Origin of the sequence: Paraburkholderia rhizosphaerae (assembly GCF_004366595.1) — a bacterium.
GTDB lineage: Bacteria > Pseudomonadota > Gammaproteobacteria > Burkholderiales > Burkholderiaceae > Paraburkholderia > Paraburkholderia rhizosphaerae.
Genome location: NZ_SORE01000024.1, coordinates 81,502 through 99,081 on the forward strand (window position 1 = coordinate 81,502; position 17,580 = coordinate 99,081).

Genomic DNA, 17,580 nt, shown 5'->3' on the forward strand with positions numbered 1-17,580 from the left:
TTTAGGCTGAAGGCGCGGACCCAATCACGGACTCCACTGTGCGAGAGCACAGTGGATCGCACATGAAAGACCGAAGGTAGACCAGACCGGCCTGGCCCTGGAGAATGCACCGTCGATGGCCCCAACTCAGATGCTGACCAGGTCCGGGTGAAGGTCTCGTACAGGGCTCACTGCTTCCAGTAACGACCCCAGATGCAGGACAGTAGACTCCGCCAGCCACGGCGCAACCAGTTGCACCGCGACAGGCAGGCCATCGCGGCTGGTACCGAAGCGCATCGAGAGGGCTGGCAGCCCCGTCACGCTGAATGGCGCGGTCGCATGCATCACGTGCAACGACGACACCGACTGACCATCGATAACGAATTCCGCGGCGTCGTGCCGGTGTGCCGCGACCGGTATGACCGGGCACAGCAATGCGTCGTAGCGCCCGAAATATGCGGCAAAGCCGTCACGTAGCATTTCCGCCTGCTGCTCCGCCTGAACGAAGTCGTCAATTGAAGTATCCGGCGTGTCAAAGACGCCCTGCACATGTTTGAAGATCTTATCCTCGTGCCCTGCCGTTGCTTTCCGGAACGCGGGCTTGGCCTCCATCGCCTGCAGTTTCCAAAGCACGTCGAGCGTGTCGATCTGCTCGAGCACGGGGATACGCACGGGCTCCACGATGACTCCCGCCTCTTTGAGCGCCTCTGCCGCTGCCTGCACAGTGGCGGCAACATCGCGTTCGACTGGGCCGAAGAACCCCGGGTCCACCAGCCAGCCGACCCGCAGCGGCCGGCTCGGGGTCGCTCCGACACCAGTGTCCAGCGCGAGTGGGCTCGTTGAAAAGCCGTCCGCGCCGTCCGGCCCGGCCAGCAGCGAATAGCCGAGCGCAATGTCGCGAACGGTGCGCGCCATCGGGCCAATATGCCAGAACCGGCGTGGCACGCGCGGCCACACACCTGTCATCGGAATTCGCCCATGGCTTGCTTTGAGCCCAATGACACCCGTCAGCGCGGCCGGGCCGCGCACCGAGATAGCAACATCACTGGCAAGACTGATCGGCGACATGCCAGCCGCGATCGCCGCGGAATCGCCACCGCTCGATCCACCCGGCGTGAGGTCCGGATTCCACGGGTTTCTGGTGCGTCCCGAAAGGAGGTTGTCGGTCTCGATCCAGTATGAAAACTCGGGAAGATTAGTCTTCGCGAGCAGGATGCCACCCGCCTTCTTCATGCGCGCGACGGTGGTTGCGTCGCTGTCCGGCCGGCGGCCCTTGAAGATGGGCGAGCCGCGTTGGGTCAGCACGCCGGCGGTGTCGATAGAGTCCTTCGCCGTAAACGGAACGCCATGCAGCGGTCCAAGTTCCTCTCCAGCCATAACCGCAGCCTCGGCAACCTTCGCGGCTTTGAGCGCGTCGTCCGCGATCGTGACGATTGCGTTGAGCTCGGGGTTCAGCGCATCGATGCGGTCAAGATGCGCGTTGACGACCTCCACCGGCGACACATCTTTCGTACGAATCAACTCAGCTAATTTCGTTGCGTCCTGATAGATGATGGATGTCATGAATTACCTTCAAGGATGATTGACATGAGTGGCGTGCACAGTCCAAACGATCGCTCTACCTAGCGTTTGTTAGGTCGGATGCTAGGAGGTACAATACGGTTCGTCAACACCTTTTTATGGGCGATTCCGTGAAGAACCGAGCAGACATGAATTCAAGCGACAGGATCCTGGCGGCGGCGACGGAGATCGCGCAGGCACATGGTTATGGCGGGTTGAACGTTCGTAGCCTTGCGGAAGAGGTCGGTATAAAGGCCGCGAGCCTTTATCATCATTTTCCAAGCAAGGCCGACCTCGCGGCTGCGGTTGCCCGACGCTACTGGGAGGACGCGGCCGCCCTGCTGGAAGCGCTAGCGGCGCAAACGCGAGATCCAGTCGAGTGTCTGCGCAGATACCCCACCGAGACGTTCCGAAAGTCGCTTGAAAACGGCAACCGCATGTGTCTCGCGAGCTTCATGACCGCCGAGTATGACGATCTGCCCGAAGCCGTGAAGCAGGAAGTTCAGGCCTTCGCCGATGTCAACATCGCATGGCTCGCGAAGATGTTGTCGGCAGCCGGCATCGTCGGTCCGAGAGAAGCCAAAAAACGAGCCCGTTCTATCTTTTCTGCAATCGTCGGTGCTCAGCTAATGGCGCGCGGACGTTCGGATATCGCACTCTTTGACGCGTTGATCGAAGGCTATCGGGCGAGCGGGCTCTTGCCGAAGTAAGCGAAGGACCTGCTTGCAGCGCCAAAACCATGCCCTCCTGAAAACAGATATTGACGACCGCAACGATAAGGCCTAATGTCTACCTAACAATCGTTAGGTCGACGGGTGGGTGATGAAGTCAGAGATCTTGTATCAGGACGCAACGGGACTCGCTGCACTGATTCGTGCGCGGGAGGTTTCGCCGGTCGAAGTCGTTCAGGCGCATATCGATCGGATCGAAGCCGTCAATCCCAAACTCAACGCGATTGTCTCGATCGCACACGACGCGCTGAAAGTCGCAAAAGCATCGGAAAAAGCCGTACTGCAAGGTGACGAGCTTAAACCGCTGCACGGTGTGCCTTTTACCGTGAAGGACTCGATCGATACCGCGGGTGTGCTGACCCAACGCGGCTCACCGATTTTCAAGGGACGCATACCTGACACCGACGCAACCAGCGTCGCCCGAATGAAAAAAGCCGGTGGCATTCTGCTCGCGAAGACAAACCTTCCCGAGTTTTCCTACTCGTTCGAAACCGACAATCTTCTCACTGGCCGTTCGAACAACCCGTGGGACCTCGAGCGCACGCCGGGCGGTTCGAGCGGCGGAGAGTCAGCAGCCATTGCCGCAGGCATGTCGCCGATCGGGCTCGGCACCGATCTTGGGAACTCAGTGCGCGGCCCTGCCGCGCAGACCGGAATCGCGTCGCTCAAGGCAACGCACGGGCGCGTGCCAATGACCGGAATCTGGCCGCGCGCACCGCGCCGCTTCTGGCATGTCGGCCCAATGGCTCGCAGTATTCGTGACCTCGCACTCGCGTTTTCGCAGTTGTCCGGTCCTGACGGCCAGGACGCATTCGCGACCAGCACCATCCCGTTTGATGCGGGAACCGGTTATTCGCCCGACAGGCGGCTGCGCGTAGGCTGGATGGTGGAACCGGGCTTCGGGCCAGTCGATTCCGAAGTTGCAGCCACCGTTCAGGCAGCAGCGCAAGCGTTGCAGAACATCGGATGCGTTGTCGAGCCGGTACGTATACCTGCGCTCGAGCGAGACTTCGCTAATGACGTGTTCAACCGCCTGCACATGATGGAAATGAAGCGGGAATTCGCAGTAGCAACTGCTGGGCGCAATCAGGACGAGCTGTACAGGATGGCGAAAAAAATGCTCGCGCTGCCCGATGTATCCATGAACGACTACATCGACGCCGAACAGGCCGCAGAGCGGCTGCGTGATGGATACGCCGAATATTTCATGAAGTACGACGCGTTGATTACCCATGTGCTGCCGATACCGGCGCACAAACATGGCCTCGAAACATTCGTCATCAACGGTCAGACCTTGGACGCGAGCTATCTTCGGGGCGCGGCCGCACCGCTTAACGTCACGGGCTTGCCTGGCATTTCGATGCGTTTCGGCACCAGCCGCGAGGGGCTACCGATCAACGTTCAGGTAGTTGGCAGCTGGCAGGCCGAGTCGACTCTTTTCCATCTCGCAACCATGCTTGAATCAGTCAGCCCGGTTCGTGATCTGCGTCCTGACATTTGAGCAACAAGCGACGGTTAAGCGTGACACTTGCGGAAGACGTCGGCCGTCGAACGTACATCTTTATGCAACGAATGGCCGCATTCGTGAAGGCCCGCCTTCGCTTCGTCCACAACCGGTACAACCGGTAACACCCGGTGTAGCCTTTACCTCCTGAGTCAGGATGCCCGCACCCTGGCGGGCGAGCCTTCGCGCCCATCGTCCCCATTCCTGCGTCACCCAACTATTCGAATTTTGGCCGGACGGCGATACGAAATAAGATTCTCCCGGCAGACCTGCATCGCACGCAGGACAAATTTCCGTATGGAGAAGGCTAATCATGCAATTGAATAGACTTGCAAGGGTGGGGGTGCGTTTTCTCGTTGCTTCGGCGCTGACCCTCACTTTGCCTGCTTTCGCTTCGGATGATGTGATTGTGCTGACAACGATCGCCGATGCGAACGCAGGGACGAAAACCCCGGTCGATCTGGGCCAACACGGTCCGTCGCAAGGCGACATTTTTGTTTTCGATCAGCCGTTGCTGAATGACCAGCACAAGGCCATTGGCAACAACGGCGGATTCTGTATCACGGTGCGGCCTGGCGTTTTCTCGCAATGCCAATGGACCTTGCAGCTCGGTGATGGCACGATCACGGTCGGTGGGCAGGAGGCGGCGTCGGGTCCCTCGACACTGCCTGTAATAGGCACCCCGGGCGCCTATCAGCAATACGACGGAATAATAGTCACCAAACCACTACCGGACCGCACGTTCAGCCAGATCGTCACCCTGCGCCGCATCGCCCGATAACCGTTCTGGCCGACATGCCAAACGGTTAGGATTTGCCACAGTTGTGTCACACAACTACCCAACCATTGAGTACCCGCCTGGCGCGGCCTCGGGTAGGGTTTGAACGACCTCGAACCCGCAGGAACTATCATGACGTTTATCCTTTCCTTTCGTCGTGCACTAACCCGGTGTCAGGCACGCGTCAGCGACGCCCCATTGTTTTCGTTTCTCGCGCTCATTCTGTTTAGCGCGCCGTGCGCGGCGATGGACGTAAATTTGACAGCTGCGGCAACCAATGCGCGTGAAAGCGGCCAGACGCCTGCATCCAATCCGATCACTTTTACCTCGCCAAACTTAAGCCTGCGCGATGTGCTGTCGTTACTCGGCAAAAACAAGGGGCTCGTCGGAAGCAGCATCGATAGTTTAAATATCGTCCTCGCGGCGGGCACCTATCGTCTCACCGCGCCGCTCGTGCTGGCTCCCGACCCGACCTGGAGCAGCACACCGATCACGATCACCGGCCCGACCAGTGGCCGGGCCATCATTACGGGCGGCAAGGTACTGTCGGGTTTCACGCCGGTCACCGACGCCGCATCGCTCGCGCGGCTGCCGTCTGCCGCACGGGGCAGTGTGGTCGTCGCAAGCCTGACGAGCAACGGCATCACCGACCTCGGCAAGAAGCAGCGGCACGGTTATGACATCGCCATCACACCTGCTCCGCTCGAAATCTTTTTCCGTGATGCACCGATGACCGTCGCGCGTTGGCCCAACACGGGCTTCGCAAAGATCCAATCGTTGCCGAACGGGCCGACCGGCCTCACTTTTACCGTCTCGGGCGGCCACACCAGCGCATGGCAGAACGAACCCGACCTCGAAGCGATGGGTTATTGGGCGCGTGACTGGGCCGACACGACGCTTCCGGTCACGTCCGTGGACTCGTCGGGCGTACTCACACTGCAGTCGCCCGCCCCCGAGTTCGGATTGCTTCAGGGCCAACGCGTGATCATTCAAAACGCACTCTCGGAACTCGATCAGCCGGGTGAGTACTACGTGGACCGTGCTACCGCGCGCGTGTTCCTGTGGCCGCCGGCACCGATGGCCGGGGGCGATGTTCAGGCGTCCATCGTCGATACGCTGCTGACGGTCAACAACGCGGTAAATCTTACGATCCGGAACCTCTCTTTCGATATCGCACGCGGCGATGGCATCGATCTCAACGGCGGCGGCAACATCCTGGTGCAGAACGCGATCCTGAGCAATACGGGCGACCGCGGTGCGTTTTCCAATGCGGGCAGCAGCGGCTTCGACTCGGTCATCCTTGCGCACACCGGCGAGGGCGGCATCGTGATCGTCAATGGCAATCGCACGACGCTCGCGTCAGGCAACGCTTTCGTGACCGGCAGCAACATGCATGACTTCGCGCGGCGCTCGCACGCATATCGTCCCGCGATCAATGTGGCCGGTGTAGGCGCTCGCGTGATCAACAACACGATCTATTCGGGCCCGCACGCCGCGATTATTTTCACCGGCAACAATCATGTGATCTCGGACAACGAGATCTACAACGTCGTGACCGAAACCGCCGATGCGGGAGCGATCTACACCGGCCGCGACTGGAGCGCGCGCGGGACGGTGATCCAGGACAACTTTATCCACGACATCGGCACCACGACCGAGCCGCAAGCGACAGTCGGCGTATACCTGGATGACGAAGCGAGCGGCACGATCATCCGCCGCAACGTCTTCTCGCGCGTGAACCAGGCCGTGTTCATCGGCGGCGGTCGCGACAACATCGTCGAGGACAATCTCTTCGCAAACTCGTCGCCGGCGCTTTATGTCGATTCGCGCGGCCTGTCCTGGCAGAACCCCGACGTCATCAATCCGAGCGGCATATTCCAGACCGCGTTGCGCGCGGTGCCTTACAACCAGCCGCCCTACTCGACCCAATATCCGACGCTGCCCAATATTCTTCAGGACCACCTCGGCGCACCCGTCGGAAACGTATTCAACCGCAACATCGTGATCAATGGAAGCGAAGCCTCGATCGACCTCGGCGCGCAACCGTTCGTTACGCTCGGACAACTCTTCGACGCGAGTAGTGTCGTGTTTGCAAGGGCGATCGCAGACGCTGACCGTACGACCTACGACGACTTCGCCCTTTCTCCGTCGTCGCCTGCCATTGCCTCGGGTTTCATGCCTTCATTGTTCGGGACACCGGCGGCGCTGCTGGCGCCGCCCATCGCCGCGGCTTCGACGGCCCAAAGGTAGGCAAGAAACAACCGCTCGGGTTACCTGTCACGCGAGCAATGAACCGCACCGCACGCATCGCAGGATGCCGTTTCATCAGTCGCGGTGCGCGAGCTCGCCTGCGCGAATCGCTTGACTCAGCGCATCCTCAATTTGACCCAGAACGGATGGTCTCATGCGGTCCCTCTCGCGCCGCATGTTGCCTCTTAGTCAGTTTCTCAGCGAGACTGGACGTTCCAGACAAACGAAAAGCGAATGACCAAAGGCGCGAGAGTAAGTTATGCAGACTCGAGACAAGCGTTTCGGCGGCCATCGATCATCTCGGCGATACGTACGGCACCCGAGACGGCCCGGGTAATCGCATCGCACATATCGCAACTGACGCGTGGGCTTGCGGTTCCGGAAAATGGCGCGTCGCGTGGTCGTCATCCGTGATCCGGCTATTGCGAAACTGAGGGCGTACGACGCGCAGCCGTGGCAAGGAAAACGCGCGATCAGATTCCAACGCTCTCTATCTTCCATCTTGCGACTGTTGGTCTTTGCGGTGCAGTCCCTGCACGGATGCGCCGAGCAGACACAATGATGCGGCGAGCAAGACGAGGTCTTTAAGAAGAAACTGGCCAGGCGCCGCTGAAATTGCCGGAAAGCCACCTGCTGTCGGCTCTGCCACACCGGGTGTACTCAAGAAGAAGGTGAGCGTGATGAGATAGGTCATCGTCGACATAGCCGCCCCCAACGCGGAGAAGAACGGCCGGACTGCTCCGACAATAAGCGCGGCGGCGGTGGACAACTCCAGCACGCCAATGACTTCACTCGCCCCTCTGATGCCGAACACCGTGTGCAGCCAACTCATGAACGGGCTATGCGCGATGAAAGGCGCTATACCATTCGCTTCATATGAAGTGAATTTCATCCCGCCAAACCAGAGAAAGACAACGACCAGCGCCCACCTGAGCAGACCGAAAAGGTATAGCGATCCCACGCTCTTTTCAGCAATTTGTAGACGAAGCGGATGTGCGCCATCGGTCACTTGCAGTTTTTCTTCCAGGTAAGTCATATACGCCTCTGCTCGTAAAAACTCATGCTTTTGATCTCTCTCACTCGTTGCGCGAAGTTCTCTTTATGACAATGCCGGTTCGCGGTCAGTGAAGTCTATGACCATAACGATCGTTATTCACGACATCGTGAGTACATCCTTTTATACCTAGGTATGAGCGCGGAGCACACGTAGGCTGGCAAACGATCCGACACTAACGCCCCTATACCTATGGAACGTTGACCGGCATCCTGAGATTGAATTTAATCGAGATTCGGAAGCGACGACGTAGACCACGCTGACTGCACCCCCATGAGTGCGCCCTTCAGCTGCTACGGATTGCTATGCATATCGCAGGGACAGGCACTTTCGATGAAACGACGGCTGGCTTCGTAGCCACAGTTTGATCCGGCCAACTTCGAAAACTTCGTCCTCCAGCTGCAATCCTCAACGCGCGGGCCTTCGCCCTTGAACCGATAAACGAGATATCGCGTCGATAACGTGTCAATGGTCAAGCCTCGGGGTTGCGCCGCACCCCTCGGAAAGCGGCGTCACGTCGACACGTGCACCGCGCGATTCCCATTCCACCACTGCAAGATTGCGCAAGGAGGAAACTCTCATGAAGGCCATCGTTGTGAACGATCAGGCGGCCGGAACCGCCGGAATGAAGCTAACCGAGCGGCCTGAGCCGACGGCAGCGATAAACGACGTTACCGTTCAGATCTATGCGTCGGGATACATCGGCACCGAGTTGCAGTGGCCCTCGACGTGGACCGATCGCCACGGCCGTGACCGAACCCCGTCGATTCCCGGCCACGAGCTGGCCGGCGTAGTCACTGCTATTGGTTACGGCACGACAGGGCTATCGGTGGGACAGCGCGTGTTCGGCCTCGCGGACTGGTATCGCGACGGCACGCTCGCGGAGTATCTGGCGATCGAGGCTCGCAATCTTGCTCCACTGCCAGGCGATGTCGACTTCACAGTGGGCGCAAGCCTGCCAATCTCGGCGCTGACCGCATGGCAAGGGCTGTTCCAGCATGGGCGTCTTCAGGCGGGCCAGCGTGTCCTCGCGCACGGCGCAGCCGGCGCAGTCGGCACGATGGTCACGCAACTCGCGCGAGAGGCCGGCGCCTACGTCATCGGGACCGGCCGCGCTGCCGACCGTCAGAAAGCGCTCGACTTCGGCGCGCAAGAGTTTGTCGACCTTGACAACGATACGCTGGAAGACGTCGGCGCAGTCGATCTGGTGTTCGATGTCATCGGCGGTGACATCGGAAAGCGATCGGCACGCATGATTCGAGCCGGCGGAATACTCGTGTCCGTTGTCGGACCGGCCGAGGCGCGGCCCGACAACGGTCTGGCAATCGATTTCGTTGTCGAATCCGATCGTGCGCAACTGAATGAGATCGTGCAACGGATGCGGGACGGACGACTGCGGACGAACATCGGCAAAGTCGTGCCCCTCGACAACGCCGTCGTCACTTTCAATTCGGCCACGCGGATCAGCGGGAAGATAATCGTCGACGTTCGCCCGTGAGCGACACGCGGCCTGGCGGTGTTTTGCAAATCGGCCGGTTACGATCTATCAGACGTGCTGGCTATCTGCCAACGCGGTCGGAACCCGCTCACATCAGGTCCCGACTCACGATCACCCCAGCCGCCAACCAGGCAAAAGCAACCATATACAGCCGCGGACGACCGAATGGCAAAATCAACTGAGTTGCGTGCGGCGTAGAACCGCCGCGCGACGTCAATAAGATACTTGAGAGATACTTGAGCGTTTCAAGCTCCAGAGGCCCTATGTCCCGAGTTGACTGGCTGAGCCATCTCCTGCAAATGATCACCATCACGGGCCAGCTGGAGGTCCGCTGCACCTACGGTGCGCCATGGCGTGTCGCCTGGCCTGAGTCCGCGGCGCACGAAGTTCCTTACCACGTCGTACTCAAGGGCCGGGCCATTATCGAGGACCCGAAGACGGAGCTGGCCAGCGAACTGGTGGGAGGCGATATCGTGTTGCTGCCTCACGGGTCGGCGCACGTGCTGCACGATGGCAGCGGCGATAGGCCAGCACCTACCCACAATCGCCGGAGCTCTGCGGGATGGACGTTCAGCAGGAACGACGGCTTAAGCGAGGACCTCGACATGTTGTGCGGACGGTTTTTTATCGGACCGCCTCATGACCGGCTGATTCGCAATTATCTGCCCACGAATCTGGTAGTACGCGCGATGGACCGCAATGGCGAAGAGCGCATCGAGTCCGCTTCGAGCGGCCTCGCGATTCTCGTCGAGCTGATGCGCATCGAGTCCGGCAGCGACAAACTGGGCGGCCACGCGATACTCAATGCGCTGAGCTCGGCGCTATTCGCGCTGGCACTGCGTGCAGCGAGCGAATCGGAGCAGGCGCCGCCAGGCCTGTTGGCGCTAGCTGGTGATTCACGACTGGCCCCGGCCATTTCAGCGATGTTCGCCGATCCGGCGCAGCCCTGGAACCTGCCTGAGCTAGCCGACTTGTGCAACATGTCACGCGCGACGTTCATGCGGCACTTTCAGGACAAGCTGGGGATATCGGCGGTCGAACTGCTGACCAATATACGGATGAGCCTCGCCGCCAACGAGCTGAAGAAGCCCGCGATGACCACCGAGGCCGTGGCCGAGTCGGTAGGATATCGATCCATTTCGTCATTCTCGCGGGTGTTTACCGAGTGGATGGGGATGACGCCAGGCAAATGGCGCCGCCTCGCGCGCGAAAGCCGCTAAGGGTCTGCGTCGCTTTGATCCTTTCGAACAATTTATTGAGCCAATTCAGTCTCGTAATCGATATCGGGAAATCCTAAAGTGACGACTTCCAGCCGTCATAGCCAGAGAACGGTTCCCCCTTGAAGTTCTTTGAAGGAGAGCCCCGCGTGAACGATCTTTCCGCGTTCCCGATTACGCGCAAATGGCGTGCACAGCATCCCGCACGCATCCAGCTCTATTCGTTGCCGACGCCGAACGGTGTCAAGGTTTCGGTCATGCTCGAAGAAACCGGGCTACCGTACGAAGCACACCTCGTGCGCTTCGATACCCATGACCAGATGTCCCCGGAGTTTCTCTCGCTCAACCCCAACAACAAGATTCCTGCGATTCTCGATCCATCGGGTCCCGACGGCAAACCGCTCGCGCTGTTCGAATCCGGCGCGATCCTGATGTACTTGGCTGACAAGAGCGAAAAGTTCATTCCGAAAGACATGGCAGGACGCTACGAGACGATTCAATGGCTGATGTTTCAGATGGGCGGCATCGGGCCGATGTTCGGTCAGATCGGATTCTTCAACAAGTTCGCGGGAAAGGACTACGAGGACAAGCGTCCGCGCGACCGCTACGTCGCCGAGGCGCGCCGCTTGCTCAACGTGCTCAACGGGCGCCTTGCCGAACGCTCGTGGATCATGGGAGACGCGTACACGATCGCGGACATCGCCACCTTCCCATGGGTGCGCAATCTGATCGGCTTTTACGAGGCGGGTGATCTCGTTGGTATCACTGACTTTCCACACGTGATGCGTGCACTCAACGCGTTTCTTCAGCGTCCGGCCGTTGCAAAGGGTATCGAGATTCCAGCCCGCGCATGAAACGCGCGACAAAACCAGCGAACGTAATCGGAAAAGTGTGGGACAGAGGTGGAACGGGCTATCACCTGGACGCCGCCCTCTGTCCGTCTTCTCCACTCATGTTCGATTCAACCGCCGATGCAAGGATCATCCGGTTCCCGTTGAATGGCACCTTGTAGTGAATGGGCACCGGTTTGAAGACAGCATCGCCCGGTTGAATATGCAGCCCCGTGGCTGCACACCGCGAGTAGCGACACGCGCGTCCGATACGCCACGTCTGCTCGCCGTAGGCACCGGATCGGGAATCGCTCCAGCGCACCGCGATCGTGCTAGGGCTGAGCCGGCCGAGAATTGCCGCCTTCAGCTTTGTCGTTTCGGTGCAGCGTGCGTCGGCCTCGTCGACCAGTGCGCCGCACGCGTGGATCTTGGCCCACTTCCTGTGGAGTTGCGCGCGCATCTCCTCGACCGTTCGCGTTGGTCGAACCACCAGGTCCACCAGCGCACGCGCGATCAACTCGTCTTTACCCGTCTGGCTCATCCTTACCTCCAGTGATAGTCCGTTCCAGATCCCGTGGCCTCGCCCGCCTGGTTGCAGATCAAACTATTCCCGTTTTTTACTGTCATAACCCATGACATCCATTACGCCATAGTCATTCGACATGAACAACCAGACCAAGGTATTCATTTGAATCCCAAGATATTGTTCCCGAACACATCCGAGGCAGGACCGTAATCGCGCTTTTATTCAGCAGTGCATAGCCGGCCATCGCGTATGCGTTGATAAAAAACAGCCCGTAAAAAATTGATACGAACGTATAGGCTGGGTCAATTATGTCTGGCGTACTATTGTGCTAACGTTGCGCGTTTCGCCCTGTACTTCAATCGCCTGCAGCGGCCCGCCGAAACGCGACTCACGAAGCCGACCCTTGCATCGCCCATTCAAGCAGGTTTCGCTTTCTGTTCTCTAGAGCACAAGATGATCGTAGTCATAGACGACGACCCGTCGGTTCGGGAGGCCGTTGAAAACCTTATCGCCTCGCTCGACTTTCCAGTCAGCAGTTACAGCTCGGCGGAGCAGTTCCTCGCGTCAAGCGATTTGAATTCAGTCAGCTGTGTGGTGACTGATATCCAGATGCATGGAATGAGCGGCATACAATTGCAGCATTATTTGCACGCAATCCGCTGCACGGCGCCCGTCATTCTGATGACCGCCTATTTCGACGAGCGCGCGCGGCGCGAGGCCACGGCCGGTGGCGCAGCGGCGTATCTGGTGAAGCCTTTCAGTAGCGCCGAACTGATCGGGGAGATAGAAAGGGCATTGTCATCGCGCGAATCGCCGTGATCTTTCGTCGAACCGCTAACGTTGACAGTCCTGCTTTGTTTGAACTTCGACCATCGCTTGCCGCGTGACGATCCGCGCGGGTCATTCGGAGGCGCACGGCACGGCGAACTGGAACGACGTGCCCTGTTCGGGACTCGAGTACACGGCCAGGTTGCCGCCATGTGCCTCGACAATCGAGCGGGATATCGGCAGCCCCATGCCCATGCCGTGTTTCTTCGTCGAATACATGGCTTCGAATACGCGCCCCTTCATATCGGCGCTGAATCCGAGGCCGTTGTCGTGCACCGTGATTTGCACCGCTTCGTCTCCGATCATCGCAGTCGATACCTGCAGCCGCCGCGGGCCTTCCCTGCCGGCCATCGCTTCAATTGCGTTGCGCATCAGATTGAGCAGCACCTGTTGAAGTTGCACGCGGTCGCCGAGCACGGGAAGATGCGCCGCCAGTGCAAGCCTCAGGCTGATCATATTGCGCTCGATGTCGCTGCGCAGCATCAGCGCCACTTCGCGTATCGCATCGTCAATATCCACCGCGGTCTTCGCAAAGCCGGTCTTCCACGCAAGCGCGCGCAATCCGGTCACGACTTTCGCGACACGGTCCGCATCGCGCGTCGTTCTTGTTGCGGCGCGCCGAGCCTGCTCGATTTCCGGCCTCGAGCGTGCAAGCCAGCGCAGACACGTTTCAGCGTTCGTCACGACTGCGGTCAGCGGTTGATTGATCTCATGGATGATCGACACAGCCAGTTCGCCCATGGCCGCAAAGCGCAGCGAGCGCACCAGTTCATCCTGCGCGGCCTGCAGCGCCTCGGCCGCAAGCCGTCTTTCTGTCGCGTCCATGACAATGCCCGCGAATTCAAGCCCCCCTTCCGGATCGAGATTCGGATGCGCTTCAGCGCTCAGATAGCGGATGCTGCCGTCATCGATCAGAATCCGGTATTCGAACTTGAACACGCTACATTGCGCCGCGGCGTCCACCAGCGCCTGCTCGAACAGCGGGCGGTCATCCGCATACACGCGTGCGACAAATGCGTGGTACGACAGATCATATTGACCCGGCAAATCGTAGATGCGAAAGAACTCTTTCGAGCCGATCATGCGTCGTGTTCGCGGGTTCCATCGCCAACTGCCGGTGCGGCTGATTCTTTGTCCCTCTGCGAGAGCCAGTTCGCTTGCGATCAAATCGCGCTCCGCGGCTTGCCTCGCGTTCTCCTCCTGAACGACGCGCATTTCGAGGCGGACATTATGCAACGCGAGATCCGCTTGCGCGGCGAGCAGCAGAATGAACGCGCGTGCTGTCGTCGTCAGCGTGACCTTGACGCCGGCTTCGCCGATCAACAACAGGTCCCCACCAATTTCACCGGCATTCAGCGAGACCCACTCAACATGATCCGCCACCGCACATTGCGCGCCGCTGCTGCGATCGGCCGCCTCGTTAAAGGGCTCCTGCGCGAACTCCTGCGCGAGACGGGCCAGTGTTGCGGCAACGTGATTGTCGTCTAGCGGTTTCTCGTCCAGCGTCGTATCACAGGTGTGCGTCGTGACGACGTCGCCCATTTGAGCGGCCTGGCACAGAATGACGGGTTTGCCAGGCGTGCGCGAGACGACCAGTGCACGACTCGCATCACACAATGAAAGCACCCCTCTCATGAAAATGTCGAAGATTTGTCCCGCATCGGTCTGGCCGCGAATACTCGAAGAGCAATCGACCACCGCCGAAAGTCCAGTCACGTATCGAACCGCGGCTTCGTTCATTGATGACATAGAAATTAAGGATTCCGATATCCCGTTGTAGAGCGTTAGCTCGCCTGCTGGCGCACACTGCACGGAAGACGCGCTGATGGCAGGAGAACCATGATGTGCACCGCGATCCATCGACTCGCTCGCATCGGCGCGTGTTCGCCCCGCGCCGTGCCTGGATAGGCTACGCGCGCCGTGAAACGGATTGCGTACGGCACGCAGGGGCATGTGCGTCTTCTCGAGCTTGAGGACGGGCCGTTCCCATGCCGTGGCGAAGGCGCCGGCTCAGGCTGAAGCCATCACGAAGACACCGCTCGTTACGGCGCTGCTGCACAAGGCCGCATCGTGAAACTTGCATTGCATCGACCGACCGACCTCGTCAATGCGCGAGTGGCCAGCGACACGGAGAGAATGGAGCGACCCGCGTGCCCCGTTGGCCGATCAAGGCCCACGCTCCGGAGCGCGGACAACAGACGAAACCGCCCGCCCGCCGCGTCGCGCTACCGGCATTTAATGTCGCGCAGAGTCGGACCGCAACGTGGAATAGGTATCGGCGGCTATACAAACGTATGGACTACACGCCTCGTGCTGCGCGCACTATGGGCGCTCGTTTTCCGTATAGGCGGAAGGATCCATTCCGTAGACCTTCCGGAACGCTCGCAGGAAACTGCTACGGCTCGAATAGCCGACGCTACGGGCAATCTGGTCGATGGAGAGCTGGCAATTCGAAGCGAGCATCGCGGCCGCCTGTCGCATGCGCAATTGACGCAATACGGCGATCGGCGACTCGCCGATCAGGTCGGCAAACCGCGCCATGAACGACGACCTGCTGAGACCGGCCGCCTGCGCGAGCGAACGGATCGAATGCGGAGCCCCGGGCCGATTGACCATCTCCGAGAATGCACGGGCAATCTGCGGGTCGCTCAACATCGAGAAGCGCTCGCCCAATACACTCGTCGAGGTGAGTGAACGGCGCAGCAGCATGACAAGCACTTGCTTGAGCAACGCGGTCGTCATCGCGCTGACACCGACCTGCTGCCCCGCGAGTTCGTCGAGGACCGACTTCAGCTTTTGATCGAGTTGATCTTCGGCATCGAAATGTTCGACGATAGGCGATGTTAGCCCTGAGAACAAGCCGATTGTGGTGCCATAGACTGCCTGGAAATACCCGCACACAAGCGTCACTTCCGGCTTGTCGCTTCCCGCGACGTAGCGCACCAGTTCACCGCTCTCGCTGGGCTGCGGGTCCACCATTTTTAGCATCGGAATACGGCCGTCAGGATCGAACGCCGTAATGTGAAACGGACGCTCGGCGGGCGCGATAATCAGCATGTGCGGCGACAGACGGATTGGCTCATGTCCGCTCACCACGAGTTCGCCGGTACCGCCGAGGTTGTAGTGCATCGCGGGCATCCTCGACGGAGTAAACGACAACCGCCAACCCGGACTCACGTGACATTCGGCAAGATCAACAAATTTCACATCGAGTCGCGTGAGCAGGCTGTCCAGATCGGTCGCAGAGATTCGGGTAAGTTGCGTCATTGCCACGGCCTGCATGTCCTCCGCACCCTGAGCGCCGCACAGTGGTCGAAACCGGCGGACTTCGCGAAAGCGGATAGCCCACACGGCAGCGTTCTGATCGATTGCACCATTCCTGATTATTCCATTCTATATAGGTAACAGCTGCAAGGCGGCCTCACCACACATTCACAGGCCCCCGCCCCCACGCAATTCGTCGGCGCGACATTCTAATCAGCACTTTCAGTCGTTTTCCATGCTTAAAGCGGATACTACTCAAAAATGGACGAACGGCGACTTATTCGGGACTTTCTGCTTCGAGGCTCCCTTTAAACTGCTAATCACCGTAGCCCCGTTCGCTCATGTCCTTCCACATGTCGTGGTCACAAGGCGGCGAGGTGCTCTGCACACTATTGCATAGGAGCCAGGCGTGGCAGCATCTGCAATCGGATCAGGCGATCATCTTGCTCAGACGGTTTTCGTCGTCGACGACGACGACTCAATTCGCGAAGCTCTTCAAGGACTGCTTTCGACGGTGGGCCTTCGTTCGAGGGCGTTTGCATCGGCCCAGGCATTTCTGGAATTCGACAGGAACGACACGAGCGGACACTCGTGCTGCCTGATTGTCGACGTCCGTATGCCTGGCATTGGCGGTCTTGATCTGCAAAGTCGTCTCGTGCAAAGAAACCACGTTCCGCCGATCATTTTCATGTCGGCGTTCGGCGACGTGGCAATGACTGCGCAGGCGATGAAGGCCGGCGCGAGGGATTTCCTGCCCAAGCCGTTTCGCGACCAGGACATGCTCGACGCGGTCATGTCCGCGCTGAAATACGACCAGCAAATGCGTGCGATCGAGGAATCGCGCGAAAACCTGCGCAATCGCTATCGCTCTCTTTCTGATCGCGAGCGAGAACTGCTACGAATGCTAGGCGACGGACTCATGAACAAGCAGATTGCATCGCGGCTTTGTTTGAGCGAAATCACCGTCAAGGTCGGGCGCCGGTCATTGATGAACAAGATGAAGGCGCGCAACTTTGCGCAACTGATCAAGATGGAAAGTCTGACAAGGGGACTGGACAACCAGAAGATCCCCACATCGTACGAGGGCGGCGCAGGCGAAGTGGCTTACCGTCTGGAGCCTGGGTTAGCGCACATCTTGCGCGATTGATGGAGCGAATTTACGGCGCTAACGATCGCAATGGCTTCAAGATTTCGCTCCGCCGGCCGTAAGCGGCGTGGGAGGCTATCACTATCATGATAGCGGTCATCAAACGCCATCGGCCGCGAGATTTTGTCTACTCGACATTGCCGAAGATCGTTGCACCGCCAAAATAGAGCGCAACCACGACCGGCTGCCGCGGGTGCGACGTCGCGCCCGCCATCGGCATCCGGTTGCATTTCCGGCCCCGGGCCCTCCTTGTGTTAGTCCACCCGCTTGTTTCTCGCCCCAAATGGCGTTGCTCTGGTTGGCGCGGGCCGTTCTTTATCGTGACTGTCAACGAAAAAGGACGCCATCGACAGCCAGCACGGTAGACGCCCAGCTCAGCCTCACTCACCTCAGATCTGTATGCGCCCGACACCA

The 17,580-nt window shown here is 59.4% G+C and carries 14 protein-coding genes; 9 read left to right on the forward strand and 5 right to left on the reverse strand.

Annotation, left to right across the window (positions count from 1 at the left end):
* Nucleotides 1-126: 126 nt before the first annotated feature.
* Entirely contained in the window at nucleotides 127-1,542 is a 1,416-nt protein-coding gene (locus BX592_RS26275) for an amidase (protein ID WP_134196137.1), read from the reverse strand.
* Nucleotides 1,543-1,688: 146 nt separating this feature from the next.
* Between BX592_RS26275 and BX592_RS26280 the strand changes: the two genes are divergently transcribed.
* The 4 genes from BX592_RS26280 (at nucleotide 1,689) to BX592_RS26295 (ending at nucleotide 6,802) form a co-directional block, all read left to right on the forward strand.
* Nucleotides 1,689-2,249, forward strand: coding sequence for a TetR/AcrR family transcriptional regulator (locus BX592_RS26280; RefSeq protein WP_134196139.1), 561 nt, complete (start codon nucleotides 1,689-1,691; stop codon nucleotides 2,247-2,249).
* Between the two features lie 112 nt (nucleotides 2,250-2,361).
* The gene (locus tag BX592_RS26285) at nucleotides 2,362-3,771 is read left to right on the forward strand and encodes an amidase (protein WP_134196141.1); all 1,410 of its coding nucleotides are present in this window, start codon (nucleotides 2,362-2,364) and stop codon (nucleotides 3,769-3,771) included.
* A gap of 316 nt (nucleotides 3,772-4,087) precedes the next feature.
* Complete coding sequence (locus tag BX592_RS26290; protein WP_208327982.1) at nucleotides 4,088-4,555, forward strand: allene oxide cyclase barrel-like domain-containing protein; 468 nt, start codon at nucleotides 4,088-4,090, stop codon at nucleotides 4,553-4,555.
* 255 nt (nucleotides 4,556-4,810) lie between these two features.
* Nucleotides 4,811-6,802 carry a right-handed parallel beta-helix repeat-containing protein gene (locus BX592_RS26295; RefSeq protein WP_166676471.1) on the forward strand — a complete coding sequence of 664 codons (1,992 nt, stop codon included), beginning with the start codon at nucleotides 4,811-4,813 and terminating at the stop codon, nucleotides 6,800-6,802.
* A 490-nt stretch (nucleotides 6,803-7,292) separates the two neighbouring features.
* Here the strand turns inward: BX592_RS26295 and BX592_RS26300 are convergent, their stop codons facing one another.
* On the reverse strand, nucleotides 7,293-7,838 hold the full coding sequence (locus BX592_RS26300) for a YkgB family protein (RefSeq protein WP_134196145.1): 546 nt from the start codon (nucleotides 7,836-7,838) through the stop codon (nucleotides 7,293-7,295).
* 598 nt (nucleotides 7,839-8,436) lie between these two features.
* On the opposite strand from BX592_RS26300, the gene BX592_RS26305 reads away from it, so the two are divergent.
* From BX592_RS26305 to BX592_RS26315, 3 genes are all read left to right on the forward strand, one after another.
* Complete coding sequence (locus tag BX592_RS26305) at nucleotides 8,437-9,354, forward strand: NADP-dependent oxidoreductase (protein WP_134196147.1); 918 nt, start codon at nucleotides 8,437-8,439, stop codon at nucleotides 9,352-9,354.
* Between the two features lie 263 nt (nucleotides 9,355-9,617).
* Nucleotides 9,618-10,574, forward strand: coding sequence for an AraC family transcriptional regulator (locus BX592_RS26310; protein ID WP_134196149.1), 957 nt, complete (start codon nucleotides 9,618-9,620; stop codon nucleotides 10,572-10,574).
* A gap of 146 nt (nucleotides 10,575-10,720) precedes the next feature.
* On the forward strand, nucleotides 10,721-11,425 hold the full coding sequence (locus tag BX592_RS26315) for a glutathione S-transferase N-terminal domain-containing protein (protein ID WP_134196151.1): 705 nt from the start codon (nucleotides 10,721-10,723) through the stop codon (nucleotides 11,423-11,425).
* 61 nt (nucleotides 11,426-11,486) lie between these two features.
* Here the strand turns inward: BX592_RS26315 and BX592_RS26320 are convergent, their stop codons facing one another.
* Entirely contained in the window at nucleotides 11,487-11,942 is a 456-nt protein-coding gene (locus BX592_RS26320; RefSeq protein WP_134196153.1) for a DUF3331 domain-containing protein, read from the reverse strand.
* Between the two features lie 264 nt (nucleotides 11,943-12,206).
* On the opposite strand from BX592_RS26320, the gene BX592_RS26325 reads away from it, so the two are divergent.
* The gene (locus BX592_RS26325) at nucleotides 12,207-12,746 is read left to right on the forward strand and encodes a response regulator transcription factor (protein WP_134196155.1); all 540 of its coding nucleotides are present in this window, start codon (nucleotides 12,207-12,209) and stop codon (nucleotides 12,744-12,746) included.
* Nucleotides 12,747-12,827: 81 nt separating this feature from the next.
* Here BX592_RS26325 and BX592_RS26330 read toward each other — a convergent pair whose 3' ends face one another.
* Both BX592_RS26330 and BX592_RS26335 read right to left on the reverse strand, forming a co-directional pair.
* Complete coding sequence (locus BX592_RS26330; RefSeq protein ID WP_166676472.1) at nucleotides 12,828-14,615, reverse strand: sensor histidine kinase; 1,788 nt, start codon at nucleotides 14,613-14,615, stop codon at nucleotides 12,828-12,830.
* Between the two features lie 462 nt (nucleotides 14,616-15,077).
* Entirely contained in the window at nucleotides 15,078-16,022 is a 945-nt protein-coding gene (locus tag BX592_RS26335) for an AraC family transcriptional regulator (RefSeq protein WP_134196159.1), read from the reverse strand.
* 406 nt (nucleotides 16,023-16,428) lie between these two features.
* Here BX592_RS26335 and BX592_RS26340 point away from each other — a divergent pair, with 406 nt between their 5' ends.
* Nucleotides 16,429-17,166 carry a response regulator transcription factor gene (locus tag BX592_RS26340; protein ID WP_341804903.1) on the forward strand — a complete coding sequence of 246 codons (738 nt, stop codon included), beginning with the start codon at nucleotides 16,429-16,431 and terminating at the stop codon, nucleotides 17,164-17,166.
* The last annotated feature ends 414 nt before the right edge of the window (nucleotides 17,167-17,580 follow it).

What these genes read in the sequence shown, in the direction of transcription:
- BX592_RS26275 (WP_134196137.1), bottom strand. Translation starts at nt 1,542, where the DNA reads ATGACATCCATCATCTATCAGGACGCAACGAAATTAGCTGAGTTGATT.
- BX592_RS26280 (WP_134196139.1), top strand. Translation starts at nt 1,689, where the DNA reads ATGAATTCAAGCGACAGGATCCTGGCGGCGGCGACGGAGATCGCGCAG.
- BX592_RS26285 (WP_134196141.1), top strand. Translation starts at nt 2,362, where the DNA reads ATGAAGTCAGAGATCTTGTATCAGGACGCAACGGGACTCGCTGCACTG.
- BX592_RS26290 (WP_208327982.1), top strand. Translation starts at nt 4,088, where the DNA reads ATGCAATTGAATAGACTTGCAAGGGTGGGGGTGCGTTTTCTCGTTGCT.
- BX592_RS26300 (WP_134196145.1), bottom strand. Translation starts at nt 7,838, where the DNA reads ATGACTTACCTGGAAGAAAAACTGCAAGTGACCGATGGCGCACATCCG.
- BX592_RS26305 (WP_134196147.1), top strand. Translation starts at nt 8,437, where the DNA reads ATGAAGGCCATCGTTGTGAACGATCAGGCGGCCGGAACCGCCGGAATG.
- BX592_RS26310 (WP_134196149.1), top strand. Translation starts at nt 9,618, where the DNA reads ATGTCCCGAGTTGACTGGCTGAGCCATCTCCTGCAAATGATCACCATC.
- BX592_RS26320 (WP_134196153.1), bottom strand. Translation starts at nt 11,942, where the DNA reads ATGAGCCAGACGGGTAAAGACGAGTTGATCGCGCGTGCGCTGGTGGAC.
- BX592_RS26330 (WP_166676472.1), bottom strand. Translation starts at nt 14,615, where the DNA reads ATGGATCGCGGTGCACATCATGGTTCTCCTGCCATCAGCGCGTCTTCC.
- BX592_RS26335 (WP_134196159.1), bottom strand. Translation starts at nt 16,022, where the DNA reads ATGACGCAACTTACCCGAATCTCTGCGACCGATCTGGACAGCCTGCTC.